At 61.9% G+C, this 17,998-nt stretch carries 15 protein-coding genes, 1 tRNA gene and 1 pseudogene; 11 read left to right on the top strand and 6 right to left on the bottom strand.

Features of this window, described 5'->3' with window-relative positions; all coding sequences use genetic code 11:
* Nucleotides 1-212 precede the first annotated feature (212 nt).
* The 3 genes from ACW4TB_RS26360 to ACW4TB_RS26350 all read right to left on the bottom strand — a co-directional run bounded on the left by ACW4TB_RS26360 (nt 213) and on the right by ACW4TB_RS26350 (nt 4,734).
* Complete coding sequence (locus ACW4TB_RS26360; RefSeq protein WP_012315807.1) at nt 213-1,172, bottom strand: cation diffusion facilitator family transporter; 960 nt, start codon at nt 1,170-1,172, stop codon at nt 213-215.
* 76 nt (nt 1,173-1,248) lie between these two features.
* Complete coding sequence (locus ACW4TB_RS26355; RefSeq protein WP_279930950.1) at nt 1,249-3,315, bottom strand: methyl-accepting chemotaxis protein; 2,067 nt, start codon at nt 3,313-3,315, stop codon at nt 1,249-1,251.
* 66 nt (nt 3,316-3,381) lie between these two features.
* Entirely contained in the window at nt 3,382-4,734 is a 1,353-nt protein-coding gene (locus ACW4TB_RS26350; RefSeq protein WP_279930948.1) for an APC family permease, read from the bottom strand.
* Nucleotides 4,735-5,283: 549 nt separating this feature from the next.
* Between ACW4TB_RS26350 and ACW4TB_RS26345 the strand changes: the two are divergent.
* A pseudogene (locus ACW4TB_RS26345) lies at nt 5,284-6,791 on the top strand (YdgA family protein).
* 298 nt (nt 6,792-7,089) lie between these two features.
* Nucleotides 7,090-8,148, top strand: coding sequence for a quinolinate synthase NadA (gene nadA, locus ACW4TB_RS26340; protein ID WP_115274068.1), 1,059 nt, complete (start codon nt 7,090-7,092; stop codon nt 8,146-8,148).
* A gap of 96 nt (nt 8,149-8,244) precedes the next feature.
* Here nadA and ACW4TB_RS26335 read toward each other — a convergent pair whose 3' ends face one another.
* Complete coding sequence (locus ACW4TB_RS26335) at nt 8,245-9,681, bottom strand: M48 family metalloprotease (protein ID WP_279930944.1); 1,437 nt, start codon at nt 9,679-9,681, stop codon at nt 8,245-8,247.
* Nucleotides 9,682-9,801: 120 nt separating this feature from the next.
* Here ACW4TB_RS26335 and ACW4TB_RS26330 point away from each other — a divergent pair, with 120 nt between their 5' ends.
* Together ACW4TB_RS26330 and ACW4TB_RS26325 are read left to right on the top strand one after the other, a co-directional pair.
* Entirely contained in the window at nt 9,802-10,041 is a 240-nt protein-coding gene (locus tag ACW4TB_RS26330) for a sulfurtransferase TusA family protein (RefSeq protein WP_279930942.1), read from the top strand.
* 20 nt (nt 10,042-10,061) lie between these two features.
* Nucleotides 10,062-11,132: an AI-2E family transporter gene (locus tag ACW4TB_RS26325; RefSeq protein WP_279930941.1), complete on the top strand. Its 1,071-nt coding sequence runs from the start codon at nt 10,062-10,064 to the stop codon at nt 11,130-11,132.
* A gap of 118 nt (nt 11,133-11,250) precedes the next feature.
* Here the strand turns inward: ACW4TB_RS26325 and ACW4TB_RS26320 are convergent, their stop codons facing one another.
* Together ACW4TB_RS26320 and ACW4TB_RS26315 are read right to left on the bottom strand one after the other, a co-directional pair.
* On the bottom strand, nt 11,251-11,724 hold the full coding sequence (locus tag ACW4TB_RS26320; protein WP_012315799.1) for a peroxiredoxin: 474 nt from the start codon (nt 11,722-11,724) through the stop codon (nt 11,251-11,253).
* Nucleotides 11,725-11,735: 11 nt separating this feature from the next.
* Nucleotides 11,736-12,296, bottom strand: coding sequence for a glycine cleavage system protein R (locus ACW4TB_RS26315; protein ID WP_008097509.1), 561 nt, complete (start codon nt 12,294-12,296; stop codon nt 11,736-11,738).
* Nucleotides 12,297-12,556: 260 nt separating this feature from the next.
* Here ACW4TB_RS26315 and dapA point away from each other — a divergent pair, with 260 nt between their 5' ends.
* The 7 genes from dapA to ACW4TB_RS26280 all read left to right on the top strand — a co-directional run bounded on the left by dapA (nt 12,557) and on the right by ACW4TB_RS26280 (nt 17,996).
* On the top strand, nt 12,557-13,435 hold the full coding sequence (gene dapA / locus ACW4TB_RS26310; protein WP_012315797.1) for a 4-hydroxy-tetrahydrodipicolinate synthase: 879 nt from the start codon (nt 12,557-12,559) through the stop codon (nt 13,433-13,435).
* A 17-nt stretch (nt 13,436-13,452) separates the two neighbouring features.
* Nucleotides 13,453-14,571: an outer membrane protein assembly factor BamC gene (gene bamC / locus ACW4TB_RS26305; RefSeq protein ID WP_279930937.1), complete on the top strand. Its 1,119-nt coding sequence runs from the start codon at nt 13,453-13,455 to the stop codon at nt 14,569-14,571.
* A complete protein-coding gene (locus ACW4TB_RS26300) occupies nt 14,572-15,330 on the top strand; it encodes an MBL fold metallo-hydrolase (RefSeq protein WP_012315795.1) in 759 nt (252 codons plus the stop codon).
* 30 nt (nt 15,331-15,360) lie between these two features.
* A complete protein-coding gene (purC, locus tag ACW4TB_RS26295) occupies nt 15,361-16,071 on the top strand; it encodes a phosphoribosylaminoimidazolesuccinocarboxamide synthase (RefSeq protein WP_012315794.1) in 711 nt (236 codons plus the stop codon).
* 92 nt (nt 16,072-16,163) lie between these two features.
* Nucleotides 16,164-16,253 (top strand) — tRNA-Ser (locus ACW4TB_RS26290).
* Nucleotides 16,254-16,363: 110 nt separating this feature from the next.
* On the top strand, nt 16,364-17,341 hold the full coding sequence (locus tag ACW4TB_RS26285; RefSeq protein WP_064314542.1) for a site-specific integrase: 978 nt from the start codon (nt 16,364-16,366) through the stop codon (nt 17,339-17,341).
* Between the two features lie 28 nt (nt 17,342-17,369).
* Entirely contained in the window at nt 17,370-17,996 is a 627-nt protein-coding gene (locus ACW4TB_RS26280; RefSeq protein WP_064314537.1) for a HEPN domain-containing protein, read from the top strand.
* Nucleotides 17,997-17,998: the final 2 nt, after the last annotated feature.

The raw sequence follows: 17,998 nt of genomic DNA, 5'->3' as shown, positions 1-17,998 counted from the left end.
CATGGACCTAATGTTCAGCGTTATCCCTGACGCTAGGCTGGAGGCTAGCCGTTGCGTTGGAACCCTCAGAAATATCCGACTAATGGTAGGGATAATGCCGAGGAAGGCACTGCCCTGACCTTGCAGATCAGCTCAAGGCGGTTGTTCTGCAAACGCTGGGCGGCCGACTGTTCAGCTCATACCCACTGGTATCCAGTTGCTCTTGCCCCTCCTTATTCAGCCCACTCAGGGTCTGCGGTAAATACTACCGTCAACCAGCGATCCGGTCCCTCACCGCCAATCGCATCGCCTACTTCACAGCGCAGCGCATCCCACTCTTCAATGCTTTTGGCTGGAAGGTGCTTGGGCACGATGAAATACAGCTCGATTTCCCGAGAGCGGCCGACCTTGGCCACGTAAGCCCGATAGGATTCCAGTCCGTGGCGTGCCACGAACGCACCGGCCACCTCATCTACGTGCAGCATCAGGTCGCCAGGTGTCACCAGAAAGATATCCGCCATGGCCTGGCGCACAACCGACAGCGGCAAGGGAATGATGACCAGGCACACCAGCGCCAGTACCGCCGGGTCGATGTACGGCGATACCCACTCCCACTGCGTGCCCTGCACGGCAAAGCCAAAGCAGAAGGCGATGAGCAACGCTGCGGTGATGCTGGCCGACATCACCCAACCCTTGACGTCCATGCGCACGAAATCCGAGTTCAGCTCGCGGTTGGCCCGCGCTTCGACTGCGGCTATGGTCGCGCAGGCGATCACGGTCAGCGCCGCATAAACCATGGCGATGCCGAACTCCAGGTGGCGTCCGCCTTCGAGCAGGCTGCTGACGGCGTTGATCAGGGCGTAGAGCGCCACACCGCTGAGCAGGATGCCATTTAGCGCCAGTACCATCGGCTCCAGGTGCCAGAAGCCCATAGTGAAGCGTTCGCGTAGCTTGCGTGACACGTGCCGGCTGGTGGCGTGCGAAGTGATCAGCTTGACCACTACCAGCGACAGGCCGCTCATGCCGGCGTCGGCCAGCGAGTACACACCGTCGAAAATGATCGAGAACGAGCCGGACGCCAGGCCGAAGGCAATGCCTATGGTGGCGATGAACAGGGTGACGGCTATCGAGGTGCGTAGTAGGCCCTGTTCGCTGTTGATATCGAAGAAGTGGGATTTTTTGGGTGTTTCCATGGGTAAAACTCGTTCAAAAGGTGGGGTGCCTGTACGGGCCCAATCGCCGGCAAGCCGGTGATGGGGCCCGTACAGACTAAACGCGAAACTGCTCCATCAAAGCCTGCTGCTGATTGGCCAGGCGGTTCAGCGCTTGGCTGATGCGCGCTGACTCATCAGCCTGGCCCGATAGCGATTCAGTCACATCGCGGATCCCGGCCACGTTTCGGTTAACTTCCTCGGCCACAGCGCTCTGTTCTTCAGCGGCCGAAGCGATCTGCAGGTTCATGTCGCTGATCACCGCCACCGCTTCACCGATCCGCTGCAGCGTCGGCAGTGCCTGTTCCATCCGGGAGGCGCTGGCCTGCGCCTGTTTCTGCCCATCATGCATGGCGCCGACCACATCCTGGGTGCCTTGCTGCAGGCCCTCGATGACCTGGCGGATTTCTTCCACCGACACCTGGGTGCGCTGCGCCAGGCTGCGTACCTCGTCAGCCACCACGGCAAAACCCCGCCCGGCCTCGCCAGCGCGGGCCGCTTCGATGGCGGCGTTGAGGGCCAATAGGTTGGTCTGCTCGGCAATGGCGCGGATCACCTCCAGTACCGAGCCGATCTGCTCGCTGCGCTGCTCCAGTGCGCGCGCCTCGACCATGGCGGCATCCATCCCGGCTGCCAGGGTGTCAATCGCCTGGCGGGTGCTGGCGATCAGTTGCAGGCCTTCGCGGCTCGCTTGGTCGGCGCCGCGCGCGGCCTGGGCTGCTTGTGCCGCGTTGTGGGCGACATCCTGGGCAGTTGCGCTCATCTCGTTGGCGGCGGTGGCCACTTGCTCGATCTCGCGCTGTTGCTGCTGCATGCCGCTGCTGGTCTGGCTGGCGATGGCTGCGGACTGATCGGCGGTGCCGCGGGCTTCGAGCAGCGAGCCTTTGACCTGGGCAATCACCGGTTGCAGCTTGTCGAGGAAGCGGTTGAACCAGCCGCTCAACTGGCCCAGTTCGTCCTGGCGGGCGTAGTCCAGGCGCCGGGTCAGGTCGCCCTCACCGCTTGCGATATCCTCGAGGCGTGCTGCTACGGCCAGGATTGGTCGTGTCACACCGCGTGCGGTCAGCCAAACCAACAGCAGGCCGACGATCGCGGCACCCAGGCCGATCAGCAGGCTGGTCAGATTAGCGCTTTGGTTGTGTTCGCTCAGCCTTTGATTGAGAGCGACGGCGGGTGCTTGAAGCACAGCTTCGGGCAGTTCCAGCAGCACCTGCCAGGGGGCGGCGCCGGGGATCGGGGCGAACGGGCGACCGACGCGCAGCAGGCCCTGCGCCACGTCGTTGTTCAGGAAAGTGCCCAGCTTACTGGCGTCGCGGCTGTGCCCGGCCAGCACGCCGGTATTGCTGACGATGCTCACCTGGCCCTGGCCATCGAACAGCTCCTGGCGGCCTTCCAGACTCAACTGCTGCAGGTTGTCCAGGCCGATGTCCAGGCCAACTACGCCTACCACCTTGCCGGCTTCCAGCAGGGGGAGGGCGATGCTCGTCATCAGTACCTGGCGGCCATTCACCTCGTCGAGGTAGGGCTCGATCACGCAGGCCTTGGCCGTTTCCTGAGGGCAGGTCAGCCAGCGGTTCTGTGCCCCTCCGTTGGCGCCAACCGTGCTGTCGGCCAGCATCGCTTCAGGCATGGCCTCCCGCTCAAGGTTGCCTGGGCTGGGCTGCGACCAGTACAGCGAAAAGCGCCCGCTGTCGTTGCTGCCGAGCGCCTCCTGGGCAACGAACTGGCTGTCCTGGTGGTCCAGGGCGTTGGGCTGGAACACCACATAAAGCCCTATCACGTCCGGGTTGCCAGCCAGGCTGGTGCGAGCCTGGCGAGTCAATTCGGCGCGCAAGTCGCTAGCGCCGTGGGCTTTGAGCACCTGAACCAGGCGGGCAAAGCCGTTGGCGTACTGGTAGGCGTCCATGAAATAGCGCTGAATGCGCAGGGTCTGGGTCTCGCCTTGGGCCTGCAAGCGCAGGCGTGCGCTGTGGTCGAGCATTTCACTGTTGGCCTGGCTGACCAAGGCTGCACTGCGCTTTGCCTGGGTCAGCGAGGTGGCCACCAGTAGCGCGACGATGGCCAGCAGGCACAGGCCGGCGAGCAAGGTGATCTTCCACTGGATAGAAAGGCGACGCAGCGGCATGAGGGCTTTCCTTTTCGAGCAAGGACAACGCCCGCGTTCAGGCGCGGGCGGTGCAGATGGCAAGTGTCATTCGACAACGTAGTTCGGGGGGGCGGCAGTGAAGGCCTTGGTCAGCCAGGCCAGATACACCAGGCCAAGTAGCGCCCATATCCCGCCGAACATCAGCGAGTGTTCGTTAAGGTCTAGCCACAGCGACACGATGATGCAGAAACCGATGGTCGGCAGTACCAGGTACATGAGCTTGTTCGCCAGCCCTTGGCGATTGCCTTCACGCAGATAGCAGTGGTTGATCACCGACAGGTTGACGAAGCTGAACGCCACCAGTGCCCCGAAGTTAATGATCGAGGTGGCGGTAACCAGGTCGAAGAAGATCGCCGACAGCGAAATCAGCCCGACCACTGCGATGTTCAGCACCGGTGTTTTGTAGCGTGGGTGCAGGCGAGCAAAGATGCCGGCAGGGATCACCTTGTCTCGCCCCATCACGTACAACAGGCGCGAGACGCTGGTCTGCGAAGCCAGGCCCGAAGCGATGGTGTTGATCACCGTGCATGCGATGAAGATCGACTGGAACAGCTTGCCACCCACGTACAGGGCAATTTCCGGTAGGGCCGCTTCCTGGTCATGGAAGCGTGCCATGGTCGGGAAGTAGGCCTGGATGAAGTACGACACGGTAATGAACACCAGGCCGCCGATCAGTGCGGTCAGGAAGATCGCCCGCGGGATGGTCTTGGCCGGGTCGCGGGTTTCCTCGGACAGGCACGTCACGGCGTCGAAGCCCAGGAACGAGAAGCACAGGATGGTCGCACCGGCCGCCAGGGCGCTGAACTGGGTCTGGCTGTCGGCGAACGGCAGCAGGCTCCACGCGGTACCCAAGCCTTCACCCTGGTCCAGGCCACGCACGCACAGGTAGATGAACACGGCGATGATCGCCACCTGCACGGCCACGAACAGCAGGTTGAAGTGCGCCACCAGGTTGACGCTGCGCATGTTGATCAGGCTGATCAGGGTGACGAAGCCCGCTACCCAGATCCACTCCGGCACTTCGGGGAACATGGCCGACAGGTAGAGCTTGGCCAACAAGGCATTGACCATCGGCAGCAGCAGGTAGTCGAGCAGCGACGACCAGCCGACCAGAAAGCCCACATGCGGGTTGATGGCGCGCTGTGTGTAGGTGTAGGCCGACCCTGATTGCGGGAAGCGGCGCACCAGGGTGCCGTAGCTCACGGCAGTGAACAGGATGCCGGTCAGCGCCAGGATGTAGGCGCTGGGCACATGCCCTGCGGTAATCCCCGAGACGATGCCGAAAGTGTCGAACACGGTCATCGGCGTCAGGTAAGCCAGGCCGATGATGATCACGTGCCAGAGGCGCAGGGTTTTGCGGAGTTGGCCGTTGCCGGTGGCGCTGTGGTCAGGCTGCATGCTGGCGTGGCTCCTGCAGCTGGGCGTGAACGGCGGGCGGGTTGTATTGCGCATGCGGCAATGGCGAGCGGGTAGGCTCCATGTTGTTCACCTTTATTGTTGGAGCATAGGTAGGCGCAGGCGATGCGCCGGGGTCGAGCTGGCAGTGCCTGGGGCTAGGAAGGTGGCGCGTGCGGGCAGGGGCGGTGAGGCATCATGACGGCGCGTCTGTTCTTCTTCGTGGAGTGGCGCTGGGCAAGGTGATGAAAATAAAAAACGATGGGTAGGTTGGTGTCAAGTTAAACATGACAAGATGTTACTAAATTGAAATATTTATCGATTTATCTGCCGTAATGTTCGGTTTTTGCGCGCTTTTTTGCGGTTATGATCGATTCAGATGTTCGTAAAATTTAACGAATAGGAAGTTTCCCAAGCTAGCGTCAGGTGGGTCTCGATTGCTCATTTCGTCCGCGTGTCGACCCTTGGGCGAGGGGTGGGAGTGATACTATTCTGCTCCCCCGCAGCTCTTGGCTGCGAACACGCCCATATGGACATCAATCGGTTCTATTCATGAAGAAATCAGTAGGCATCCTTTCCGGCCTGGCCATCGCCATTGCCGTCGTAACCACCGCTGGCGCCTGGTACACCGGCAAGCAGTTGCCTGCGCAGCTGGAGCAAGCCGTCAATCAGGGCAATGCCCAGTTGAAGAAGGCCCTTGTCGGGGTTGGCGGCAGCATGACCATCGAAGTGGCCTCGCTGGAGCAGCACTTCTTCACCAGTACCGCACGCTATCGCCTCAAGGTCCGTGACATTCACCTGTCTGACGGTGAGCCGGTCAGTTTCGATGTGGGTGTAACCGATCAGATCGAGCACGGCCGTTCCCTTGGTCGCGGGTCAAGGCCCTCAAGCTGATGCCGGTGCTGGCAGCCAGCAACAGTGCGCTGGACAAGGACGACTTCACCGCGCCCTGGTTCGCCGCCGCCGGCGACAAGGTCCCGGTCAGCTCGCAAACCAGCCTGGGCTTTGACGGCAGTGTCGATGGCAGCATCCTCCTGGCGCCGGTCAAGCTGGCCGAAGACAACGGCACTACCCTCGATTTTTCGGGTATGCAGCTGCAGATCAGTGGCGACAGTGAAGGCAAGGCGTCGAAATTCCATGGCGCTGCCGATCGCTTCGAAATGAAGTTGGTCGGGGATGATCACCCGCCGGCCACGTTCGAGCTCAAGGACCTGAAAATCGGCGGTAACCTGGCCGCTACCCAGCATGACGCGATCTATGTCGGTAACGTCGATGTGCTGCTGGCCGAAGCCAAGGCGACACTGGGGCCCAAGCAGCAGGTACTGCTGCTCAAAGGCCTGGAGCAGCATGTCCTGCAAACCCTCGATGGCCCCGATACCGTCGGTGGTCGCGTGGATTACAAGGTCGCGGACATCAGCTGGGATGGCCGCGCAGTCGGTAGCGGGCAGATGGCGGTCAGTATCAAGTCGCTCAACGCCCCGGCCTTGCAGTCGCTGTCGCAGTGGTACCAGGCCCATCTGCCGGAGTTCGAGCAGGCCGCTGCTGCTGGCCAGCCGATGCCCCAAATTCAGATGGATGAAGCGGAGAAGGCCAAGTTCCAGGGCGACCTGAAGCAACTGTTGGCATCCAAGCCGCAGGTGGCGGTGGAGAACCTTTCGTTCAAGACGGCCAACGGCGAGAGCCGGTTCAACCTGTCGATGGACTTCGCCAGCCCCACCTCCTTCGACCTGCCGCCTGACCAGTTGAGCAAGCAGCTTATCACTCAGGTGAAGAGCAAGCTGTCGCTGTCCAAACCGATGATGGGTGACCTGGCGACCTTGCAGGCGTTGCTCGAAGGGCAGACCGATGCCCAGGCGATTGCCATGCAATCCAGTCAGGCGGGTGAGATGGTCGGGATGATGGCGCTGCAGAGTGGCATGGCCACCGTGCAGGGCAATGACGTGGTGGCTAGCCTGCACTACGTCGATGGCATGGTCGACTTCAATGGCAAGAAGATGACCGTTGAAGAGTTCGCCATGATCCTCGCGGCGCACTTTGCGGCGATGCAGCCGCAGGGCTGATTGATTGAGCCTGCACCGGCCTCATCGCCGGCAAGCCGGCTCCTGCAGGATGACTACAGCCTCATGGCCTGTGCACACCTGTGGGAGCAACTGTCTTGCCGGCGATGAGGCCAGTACTGGCCACACAAAAACCGCTTTAGAAATCCCTTGATTGTCTGTAGCCTTCGGCGTCCGATAATAATCCGCGCCCGCAGAGGGCCGTGGCGGCTTGCCTGCCGTCCGGCGCCCTTAGCCGATCTGTCAGGGCCGGGTGATACACTCGATTTGACGCGCACGCGCGCCTGCAGGTCCAGCGATCATGACCCAGATATCCGAACGCCTGTTGGTTCAGGCCCACCTCGACGCCAAGCAGCCCAACCCGCTGACAGCCGAGCAGGAGGCCGAATACCGTGCGGCCATTGCTGCCGAGCTCAAGGCGCAGAATGCCGTGCTGGTTGCCCATTACTACTGTGACCCGGTTATCCAGGCGCTTGCCGAAGAGACCGGCGGTTGCGTGTCCGACTCGCTGGAAATGGCCCGTTTCGGCAAGAACCATCCTGCCCAGACGGTGATCGTCGCCGGTGTGCGCTTCATGGGCGAGACCGCGAAGATCCTCACCCCGGAAAAACGCGTGCTAATGCCGACCCTGGAGGCTACCTGCTCGCTCGACCTGGGTTGCCCGGTCGAAGAGTTCTCGGCGTTCTGCGATCAGCACCCCGAGCGCACCGTGGTGGTGTATGCCAATACCTCTGCCGCCGTCAAAGCGCGGGCCGACTGGGTCGTGACCTCGAGCTGCGCGCTGGAGATTGTCGAAAGCCTGATGGACAACGGCGAGACCATCATCTGGGGGCCGGACCAGCACTTGGGCCGTTACATCCAGAAGCAGACCGGTGCCGACATGCTGCTGTGGGACGGTGCCTGCATCGTCCACGAAGAGTTCAAGGCGCGCCAGTTGGCGGACATGAAAGCGCTGTATCCGGATGCGGCAATTCTGGTGCACCCGGAGTCGCCGGAGGCAGTGATCGACCTGGCCGATGCGGTGGGTTCCACCAGCCAGCTGATCAAGGCCGCGCAGACACTGCCCAACAAAACCTTCATCGTCGCCACAGACCGCGGCATCTTCTACAAGATGCAGCAGCTGTGCCCGGACAAGGAATTCGTCGAAGCCCCCACCGCCGGTAACGGCGCGGCCTGCCGCAGCTGCGCGCACTGCCCGTGGATGGCCATGAACACCCTGGAGCGGGTGCTGGATTGCTTGCGCAAAGGCAGCAACGAGATTTTCGTTGATCCGGCGCTGGTGCCGAAGGCGATCAAGCCTTTGAACCGCATGCTGGACTTCACCCAGGCTGCTCGGCTCAAGCTGTCGGGTAACGCCTGAGGGCCAATCGCCGGCAAGCCGGCTCCCACAATATCTGCGGCGCTGCAGAACCTGTGAGAGCCGGCTTGCCGGCGATTGGGCTGCAAAGCAGCCCTCTTACCGCCCCATCATCTCCTGCACCATGCGCCGCTGCTCCATGATCTCGCGCTGGCGCTGGTCGATCTGTGACGCCAGCGGGAAGTTGCTACCGGCACGGCGCTTGGCGTAATCCAGCTGCTGGATCGCCTGGTCGAAGTCACCCACCAGGGTAAAGTACTCTGCCCGTGCCCGGTGCAGGCCTATGGTGTTGCCCGACAAACCACGCACTTCGGCCATGTCGTACCACACATCCGGATCATCCGGGCGGCTCTTGAGCAGGTCGTTCAGTACCTTTTCGGCCTCGGCGGGCTTGTTCTGCTTGATCAGCAGGTCGGCACGCACCTGCTTGAGCGGGTAGTTGCCCGGATACAAACCTTGCATGCGCTCCGCCCGCTGCTGCGCATCGGCCAAGCGGTTGTTGGTGATGTCCAGGTCGATCTGCGCCAGGTTGTAGGTGATGTCGTTGGGCGCCTTGGCCAGCAACGGCTTCAGGTTCTCACGCGCTTCGTTGAGCTGGCCGCCTTTGATCTGCGCCAAGGCAAGACCATAGCGGGCGGCGTCCAGCTTGGGGTCTTCGTCCAGCTGCGCACGGAAGCGCTTGGCCGCCAGGCCCGGCGTGCCTTCGTAGATCAGGGCAACGCGGGCGCGGATCAACTGATAACGCTGGCTGTCCTCGACGCCGCCTGGGGGGGCCTGTTCGGCCCGGTTGCGGGTGTCGGCGATACGCGATTCGGTCACCGGGTGAGTCAGCAGGAATTCTGGTGGTTTGGCGTCGTAGCGGTATTGACGCGCCAGGCGCTCGAACATGGTCGGCATGTTGCGCGGGTCGTAACCGGCCTTTTCCAGGTTCTGGATACCGACGCGGTCGGCTTCCTGCTCGTTCTGCCGCGAGAAGCGCCGCTGCTCCTGGATCGCCGCCGCCTGGGTGCCGGCAATCATGCCGATGCCGGCATCGCCGGCGCCCCCTGCCGCCAGTACGATACCGGCCAGCAGTGCCGCCATCATTGGCAGTTGCATGCGTTGCTGGGCCTCGACGCCACGGGCGAAGTGGCGCTGCGACAAGTGCGCCAGTTCGTGGGCCAGTACCGAGGCGTATTCGCCCTCGGTCTGGGCGTTGAGGAACAGACCACCGTTGACCCCGACGATGCCACCGGGGGCGGCGAAGGCGTTCAGCTCACGGCTGTCGATTAGGATGAATTCCAGGCGCCGGTCCTGCAGCTGGCTGGTTTCGGCCAGGCGGTACACGGTGGTTTCGACGTAGTCCTTGAGCTGCGGGTCGTTCAGCTGGTTGACCTGGCCGCGTAGCAGGCTGAGCCAGGCGCGCCCGAGCTGGTGCTCCTGCTGTGGCGAGACGATCGCGGAACTGGCGTCGCCCAGTGAAGGCAGGTCGCTAGCATGGCCGGGTAGGGCCATCAGGCAGGCCAGCGTCAACAGGGTAGGGCGCAGTAGATTCATGCACGAAGCTCGCGTCGGGTCAAAGCCCCTACTGTAGCCCGCTCACACGTTGGCGACCAGTGGCGGTATGCTAGCCAGCCTGTTACCAAAGACGTCTGCCCCACGTTTGGAGACCCCCTGATGACTAGCATCCCGACCTGCGACGCCGAACTCGACGCCAGCGGGCTGAACTGCCCCCTGCCTCTGCTCAAGGCGAAGATGGAGCTCAACCGTCTGGCCAGTGGCGCGGTGCTGAAGGTGATTGCGACCGACGCAGGCTCACAGCGCGACTTCCGCACTTTTGCCCAGCTGGCCGGTCATACGCTGCTGCATGAAATGGCCGAGGCCGGCACCTATACCTACTGGCTGCGCAAGGCCTGAGCCCCAATCAAGGATCGTCAATGTTCAAAGTGCTTCGCGACTGGATAGAGCGCTACTTCTCCGATGAGGAGGCTGTGGTGCTGGCGGTCCTGCTGTTTCTGGCCTTTACCGCGGTCCTTACCCTGGGCGGCATGCTCGCGCCGGTGCTGGCGGGCATGGTGCTGGCTTTTTTGATGCAGGGGCTGGTCAATGCCCTGGAGCGCCTTCGGGTGCCGACGCGGTTGGCGGTGATGGTGGTGTTCGCCCTGTTCATGGGCGCGCTGGCGGTGTTCCTGCTGGTGCTGGTGCCGTTGCTGTGGCACCAGTTGATCACCTTGTTCAACGAGTTACCGGGCATGCTTGGTAAGTGGCAGTCGCTGCTTTTGCTGCTGCCCGAGCGCTACCCGCACCTGGTGTCTGATGAGCAGGTGCTGCATGCCATCGAGTCGGTGCGCGGCGAGATCGGCAAGTTCGGCCAATGGGCACTGTCCTTCTCGCTGTCGAGCCTGCCGCTGCTGGTGAGTGCCATGATCTATCTGGTGCTGGTGCCGATTCTGGTGTTCTTCTTTCTCAAGGACCGTGAGCAGATCGGCCGTTGGGTCAGTGGCTACCTGCCGCGCCAGCGGACCTTGCTGAACCGGGTAGGCACAGAGATGAACCGGCAGATCGCCAACTACATCCGCGGCAAGGGCATCGAGATCCTGATCTGCGGGATTGCCACCTACATCGCATTCATCAGCCTGGGGCTCAATTACGCCGCGCTGCTGGCGCTGCTGGTAGGCCTGTCGGTGGTGGTGCCGTACGTAGGGGCGGTGGTGGTCACGGTGCCGGTGACGCTGATCGCGCTGTTCCAGTGGGGCTGGGGTGATCAGTTCATCTACCTGATGACGGTGTACGCCATCATTCAGGCGCTCGATGGCAACGTGCTGGTGCCGCTGCTGTTCTCAGAGGCGGTAAGCCTGCACCCGGTGGCGATCATCTGCGCGGTGTTGCTGTTTGGCGGGTTGTGGGGCTTTTGGGGGATCTTCTTCGCAATCCCGCTGGCGACGCTGATCAAGGCGGTGCTCGATGCCTGGCCGCGGCAGGAACCTGCTGTGGCGCCGATGTTGTGATGCATGGGGCCGCTTTGCGGCCCTTTCGCGACACAAGGCCGCTCCTACAGACGAACGCAAATCCCCTGTAGGAGCGGCCTTGTGCCGCGAAAGGGCTGCGCAGCAGCCCCAGTCAATCTCAAGCCTTGTTCAGCGCCTGGGCCGCCGCGAGTACGGCATCCACATGGCCTGGCACCTTCACGCCACGCCATTCCTGGCGCAGCACGCCGTCCTTGTCGATCAGGAAGGTGCTGCGGTCCACGCCCATGTACTCCTTGCCATACAGCTTCTTCAGCTTGATCACGTCGAACAGCTGGCACAGGGCCTCGTCCTTGTCGCTGATCAGCTCGAACGGGAAGGCCTGCTTGGCCTTGAAGTTCTCATGCGACTTGATGCCGTCTCGCGATACACCGAACACCACGGTGTTGGCCGCTTCGAACGCTGCGTGCTGGTCGCGGAAGCCCTGGCCTTCGGTGGTGCAGCCTGGGGTGCTGTCCTTGGGGTAGAAGTACACCACTACCTGACGGCCCTTGAGCTCGGCCAGGCTGACGGTCTGGCCGCCGGTGGCCTGGGCCTGGAAGTCGGCGACGGGTTGGTCGAGTGCTACTGCCATGGATGCATTCCTTAAACGGGGTTCTGTGGGCGCCAAGGCTCGATCAGCGCGTCCAGGTTGAGGGCGTCGGCAAAGTCGAGGAACTGGTCGCGCAGCCAGCTGATCTGGGTGCCGGCCGGCAGGATCACGGTGAACTGGGCGTTGAGCATGCTGCTGCCGGTCTGCGGCGCCAGGTAGGTGTCGCAGGTCATGGCTTCGAGCTCGACACGGTGGTCGAGGAAGAACTGGCACAGCTCGTTGATGATGTCCGGGCGGTAGGCCGCACTGACATAGGCCACATAAGGCAGGGCCTGCGGGCGCACTTCCTGGTCGGCGCTGCGTACCACATCGAGGGTCAGGCCGTGCTTCTTGCCCAGGCCGGGGAGGGTGGACTCCAGGCGCGCCAGGGCGTCCCAGCTGCCACCGACCTGCAATACCAGGGCGCTGGTCTCGCCATGGCGGCTCAGGCGCGAGGTGACGACCGCGCAGCGGTTCTCGAAGGCAGCGCGGCTGAGGACGTTGGCCAGCTCCATGGGGTTGGGGCCCAGGGCACTGATGACAAGGAATTGTTCGCGGACGGTGGGGGTGGACATGCAGCATTCCTAAAGCGATGAGCGGTCGGCACAGGACGGGCGAAAGCCTCCTGTCGGCAGGGCCCGGGGCTCGCATGCGAGGACGTGGACGCTGGCCGGGGAGCAAGGTCGACGGCCCGGCGGGCCGCGCTGCACCGATCAAAGGATCAAGGGTAGCGAAATAAGGCGCCGAGGGGAATGCTCCACCCGCCTGCTTCGCTTGTGCAAGGCCGATGCCCCCAGTACCATTACCGCTCTCTTTTTCCGGCAGGAGCAGTTACATGATTGCGGGCAGTATGGTGGCATTGGTCACACCCATGGATGCACAAGGGCGTCTTGATTGGGGCAGCCTCGGCAAACTTGTAGACTTCCACCTGGAAAACGGCACCCACGCGATCGTCGCCGTCGGCACCACCGGCGAGTCGGCCACCCTGAGCGTCGAAGAACACATCGAGGTCATCGAATTTGTGGTCAAACGGGTCGCTGGCCGCATTCCGGTCATCGCCGGCACCGGTGCCAACTCCACGTCCGAGGCCGTGCACCTGACCCAGAACGCCAAGGACGCCGGCGCCGACGCCTGTCTGCTGGTGGTGCCGTACTACAACAAGCCGACCCAGGAAGGCCTGTACCTGCACTTCAAGCACATCGCCGAAGCCGTCGACATCCCGCAGATCCTCTACAACGTACCCGGCCGCACCTCCTGCGACATGCAGGCCGAGACCGTGATCCGCCTGTCGACCGTGCCCAACATCATCGGCATCAAGGAAGCCACCGGCGACCTGGCCCGTGCCAAGGCCATCCTCGATGGCGTCAGCAAGGACTTCATCGTCATGTCCGGCGACGATCCGACTGCCGTCGAGCTGATCCTGCTGGGTGGCAAAGGCAACATTTCGGTCACCGCCAACGTCGCCCCGCGCGAAATGGCTGACCTGTGCGAGGCCGCCCTTGAGGGCAACGCCGAGAAGGCCCGCGCAATCAACGAAAAACTCATGCCGCTGCACAAAGACCTGTTCTGCGAAGCCAACCCGATTCCGGTGAAATACGCGCTCGTCGAAATGGGCCTGATGCAAAAAGGCATTCGCCTGCCACTGACCTGGCTGAGCGAAGGTTGTCACGAAAAAGTCCGTACTGCCTTGCGCCAGTCCGGCGTACTGGTTTAATCGAGGAAGTACACCGCATGAAGCGACTGGCTGGTCTTTCCGCGCTCGCCCTGATCATTTCCAGCACCAGTGGGTGTGGCTGGCTGTGGGGCGAGGATGGCTATTTCCGCGACCGCGGCAGCGATTACCTGCAGGCGCACCCGACTGCACCGATGCAGCTCCCGCAGGACGCCAGCAACGTCAAGCGCCTTGACCCGCTGCTGCCGATCCCGCGCAACGTCGCCGACGATACCGCCAAGGGCGAGTTCGAAGTGCCGCGTCCGCAACCGCTGTCCGCTGGCGCCGACGTCAGCGATTTCAGCCTGCAGCGCAGCGGCAGCAGCCGTTGGGTGCTGGCCCAGCGTTCGCCGGCCGAAGTCTGGCCGGTAGCGCATCAGTTCTTCGAAGACAACGGCTTCCGTATTGCCGAAGAGCGCCCGCAGACCGGCGAGTTCACGACCACCTGGCAGCGTTTTGACGAGCTGTCGGCATCGCTCGGCCAGCGCCTGGCGAGCACCGCCAGCAATGGTGACAGCGAAGTGCGCGTGCGTGTGCGCATGGAGCCTGGGGTACAACGCAACACCTCCGAGGTGTATGTCGTCAGTGTCGAGCGCCCGGCTGGCAGCACCGCCGAGCCTGCGTTCCCGTCCGCGTCCAGCAACACCGCCGCCGATGCGCTGCTGGTCGACGAAATGCTCGCCAGCATGAACCGCAGCGCCGAGAAGGGCGGTTCGGTATCCCTGCTGGCCGCGCGCGACTTCGATGCGCCGAGCCGCGTCAGCCTGAGCGAAGACGGCAGCGGCAACCCCGTGCTGTTCCTCGGCGCCGACCTGGACCGTGCCTGGTCCGGCGTGGGCCGTGCCCTGGAGCAGGGTGGTGAATGGCGTGTGGAAGACATCAACCGCAGCCTGGGCCTGTACTACATCAACCTGTCGGAAAAGCCCGAAGACAAGCAGAACCAGCCTGGCTTATTCAGCCGCATGTTTGGCAGCGAGCCAACCAAGGAAGAGCTTGAAGCCCGCGCCGAGCGTTACCAGGTGCGCCTGAGCAAGGTTGGTGAAAGCGTCCAGGTTACCGTCGAGAAGAACATCAACACTGTGGCCCCGGCCGATGTCGCTCGCCGCGTGCTGAGCGCCATTCAGGACCACCTGGGTTAAGTGCGCTTCGCGGTACTGGGAAGCGGCAGCCAGGGAAATGGCACGCTGATCGCCAGTGGTGACACGTTCATCCTGGTCGATTGCGGGTTTTCCCTGCGTGAAACCGAGCGGCGCCTGGCGCTGCTCGGGGTGCAGGCGTCTCAACTGAGCGCCGTGCTGGTGACCCACGAGCATGCCGACCATGTGCATGGGGTGGGGTTGCTGTCGCGGCGCTACAATGTACCGGTCTACCTCAGCCAGGGCACATTGCGCGGCATGCGCAAGCCGGTGGAGGTGGCCGGTTTTCTTGCCTGTGGCGACAGCCTGAGTATCGGCTGCCTGCAAGTGAGTGCGGCGCGGGTCGAGCACGATGCCTACGAGCCGCTGCAGTACGTTATCAGCGACGGTCGCCGGCGCTTTGGCATGCTCACTGACCTGGGTTCGTACGACGCGCTGTTGCTTGAGCGCTATCAGGGCCTGGATGCACTGCTGATTGAGGCCAATCATTGCCGCGACATGCTGGCCCGCGGGCACTACCCGTACTTCCTCAAGCAGCGGGTCGGCGGCATGCAAGGACATTTGAACAACCATCAGGCCGCGCGCCTGGTGGACGAGTTGGGGTGGAGCAACCTGCAGCACCTGGTGCTGGCCCACCTCAGCAGCAAGAACAACCTGCCACATCTGGCCCGCCAGTGCTTCGTCGACACCCTTGGGTGCGACCCGGACTGGCTCCAGGTGGCGAATCAGGAACACGGGCTCGACTGGCGCGAAATCGCCTAGCCCAACCACTCAAGCAAGCGGAGCCCAATCATGGAAAAACGCGAAGAACTCTACCGCGGCAAGGCCAAATCGGTTTACAAGACCGACGACGCCGACCGCTTGATCCTGCTGTTCCGCAACGACACCTCGGCGTTCGACGGCAAGCGCATCGAACAACTGGACCGCAAAGGCATGGTGAACAACAAGTTCAATGCCTTCATCATGCAGAAGCTCGAAGAAGCCGGCGTGCCGACCCAGTTCGACAAGCTGCTGGGCGACAACGAGTGCCTGGTCAAGAAGCTGGACATGATCCCGGTCGAGTGCGTGGTGCGTAACTATGCCGCCGGCAGCCTGGTCAAGCGTCTGGGCGTGGAGGAGGGCATCAAGCTGGAGCCGTCCACCTTCGAACTGTTCCTGAAAAACGACGAGAAGGGCGACCCCTTCATCAACGAATCCCACGTTGTCGCTTTCGGCTGGGGCACCGCCGAGCAGCTGGCAGAGATGAAGAAGCTGTCGCTGAAGGTCAACGAAGTGCTGAACAAGCTGTTCGATGACGCCGGCCTGCTGCTGGTCGACTTCAAGCTGGAGTTCGGTGTATTCCACGGCCAGATCGTCCTGGGTGACGAGTTCAGCCCGGACGGCTGCCGCCTGTGGGACAAAGAAACCCGTAAGAAGATGGACAAGGACCGCTTCCGCCAGGGCCTGGGCGACGTGATCGAAGCCTACGAAGAAGTTGCCAAGCGCCTGGGCGTGCCGCTGTAAGCGGCGCATTCACGCAAGCGCCTGATACCACGCGCTTTTTTTGAAAATAAAGGTTTGCGTTTTCAGAATTCGCTGGTATGATGCGCGGCATTGGAGAGATGCCGGAGTGGTCGAACGGGACGGATTCGAAATCCGTTGTACTGGCAACAGTACCTAGGGTTCAAATCCCTATCTCTCCGCCATATTAAAGGCCCCGAGCGCTGTATAGCCCTCGGGGCCTTTTTCATTTGGGGGAATTTTGGGGGAATGGGGGAGCGTGTATTTCCCCCAAGCGTTCGCTATCATTTCCCCCATGGCCTACTACGAGAAGCGCGGGGACGCCTGGCGCGCCCAGATCCGCCGCAAAGGATATCCAACCCTTTCCGCCACCTTTGATACCAAGGCAGAAGCCCAGCGCTGGGCAGCCGAGATCGAGGGTGACATGTCGCGTGCGCGCTTTGTTGACATGCGCGAAGCCGAGAGCACCACTCTCGCCGAGGCCCTGGACCGTTACCTCTCTGAGGTTACCTCCACTAAGAAGGGGGCCAAGCAAGAGCAGGTCCGCATCAAGAAGTGGAAAGAGCACAAGCTGGCCAGCAAAGGCCTGGCTGCCATCCGCTCGAGCGATATGGCTGCCTACCGTGATGCTGAGTTGAAGGAAGGAAAGTCGACGGCGACAGTACGCCTCAATCTGGCGGTGATCAGCCATCTCTTTACGGTGGCCACCAAGGAATGGGGAATCGAAGGACTGACCAACCCATGCCGAGCTATCCGGATGCCCAAGGGTAGCAAGGAGAGAGATCGGCGCCCGACGCCGGCGGAGCTCACAGCGCTGTACAAGGCAGCCGGTCAGATGAATGCCCAGCTTCCGGTGTTTATTGAGCTGGCGGTGGAGACGGCAATGCGCCGGTCTGAGCTGTTATTGCTGCGCCGCGACCAAGTGCGCAGCAAGGTGGCATATCTCGAAGACACCAAGAACGGCGAGCGGCGCGCCGTGCCATTGTCCTCCCGGGCGATCGCCCTGCTGGAGAGCCTGCCCACGCCGATCGGTGGCGGCCGATACTTTAGCCTTGCCCTCAACACAATCAGCAATTACTTTCCCCGAGCCTGCGAGGCTGCCGGGATTGAAGGGCTGCGCCTTCACGACCTACGCCATGAGGCGACCAGTCGTTTCTTCGAGCGCGGCTTCACCATGATGGAAGTCGCGAGTATCACGGGTCACAAGACCCTGGCGATGCTCAAGCGCTATACGCACCTGAGCCCCCAAGACCTCGCTGAGAAGCTGGGTTGAACATCAAACACTTCAAGGAAGACATATTATGGCGTTTACGGCTATTGAAGCTGCAAATTCCTGCATAACTCGCAGCAGGAATCTCCTCCTAGCGTCTAAAAAATCTGAAAATATTGATGTCCGTGACGACTTGGTCCGGTCGGCGCTGGTCATGGCTATTGGCGCAATGGACTCCTATATGCATTGGATGGTGTTCCAAGAAATCACCGCGGTATCCAAGAATGCGAAGCTCCCCAAGGCATTAGCTAAACTCGATATACCTTTTTCGGATGTCGCGGCACTTGCTGACGCTATGATTGAAGGGCGGCGAGCAGGAAAAGAAACCCGGCCTTGGAACGCATTAAAGAATACGGCTCAAAAACAGTTGCTATACAAAACATTCCAGTCTTTCGACCAAGTCCAGATGGCTATGTCTATGGCAGGAGTCGTGGACGGCTGGGCCAAAGCGGCTAAAGTTCTAAACGTTGGCGTTGCTGATATCAAGGAACGATTGAATCCGTTGGTGCACCGGAGAAATCAAATTGCGCACGAAGGCGATATTCTTCGATCTTCTCGCCCCAGACAACTTAAGTTCAACGACCTAAACCCTGACCAAGTATCTCTGGATGTAGACTGGATAGCATCAGTAATCGCGGCCATCGAATCGATTCGATAGAC

This window comes from Lelliottia jeotgali, assembly GCF_977070485.1.
This window is presented reverse-complemented; position numbering and strand designations above follow the sequence as displayed.

Excerpts from the sequence above, each read along its gene's own strand:
- ACW4TB_RS26355 (WP_279930950.1), bottom strand. The coding sequence starts at position 3,315 with ATGCCGCTGCGTCGCCTTTCTATCCAGTGGAAGATCACCTTGCTCGCC.
- ACW4TB_RS26350 (WP_279930948.1), bottom strand. The coding sequence starts at position 4,734 with ATGCAGCCTGACCACAGCGCCACCGGCAACGGCCAACTCCGCAAAACC.
- ACW4TB_RS26360 (WP_012315807.1), bottom strand. The coding sequence starts at position 1,172 with ATGGAAACACCCAAAAAATCCCACTTCTTCGATATCAACAGCGAACAG.
- ACW4TB_RS26315 (WP_008097509.1), bottom strand. The coding sequence starts at position 12,296 with ATGTCCACCCCCACCGTCCGCGAACAATTCCTTGTCATCAGTGCCCTG.
- ACW4TB_RS26330 (WP_279930942.1), top strand. The coding sequence starts at position 9,802 with ATGACTAGCATCCCGACCTGCGACGCCGAACTCGACGCCAGCGGGCTG.
- dapA (WP_012315797.1), top strand. The coding sequence starts at position 12,557 with ATGATTGCGGGCAGTATGGTGGCATTGGTCACACCCATGGATGCACAA.
- ACW4TB_RS26335 (WP_279930944.1), bottom strand. The coding sequence starts at position 9,681 with ATGAATCTACTGCGCCCTACCCTGTTGACGCTGGCCTGCCTGATGGCC.
- ACW4TB_RS26280 (WP_064314537.1), top strand. The coding sequence starts at position 17,370 with ATGGCGTTTACGGCTATTGAAGCTGCAAATTCCTGCATAACTCGCAGC.
- nadA (WP_115274068.1), top strand. The coding sequence starts at position 7,090 with ATGACCCAGATATCCGAACGCCTGTTGGTTCAGGCCCACCTCGACGCC.
- purC (WP_012315794.1), top strand. The coding sequence starts at position 15,361 with ATGGAAAAACGCGAAGAACTCTACCGCGGCAAGGCCAAATCGGTTTAC.
- ACW4TB_RS26285 (WP_064314542.1), top strand. The coding sequence starts at position 16,364 with ATGGCCTACTACGAGAAGCGCGGGGACGCCTGGCGCGCCCAGATCCGC.
- ACW4TB_RS26325 (WP_279930941.1), top strand. The coding sequence starts at position 10,062 with ATGTTCAAAGTGCTTCGCGACTGGATAGAGCGCTACTTCTCCGATGAG.
- ACW4TB_RS26320 (WP_012315799.1), bottom strand. The coding sequence starts at position 11,724 with ATGGCAGTAGCACTCGACCAACCCGTCGCCGACTTCCAGGCCCAGGCC.
- bamC (WP_279930937.1), top strand. The coding sequence starts at position 13,453 with ATGAAGCGACTGGCTGGTCTTTCCGCGCTCGCCCTGATCATTTCCAGC.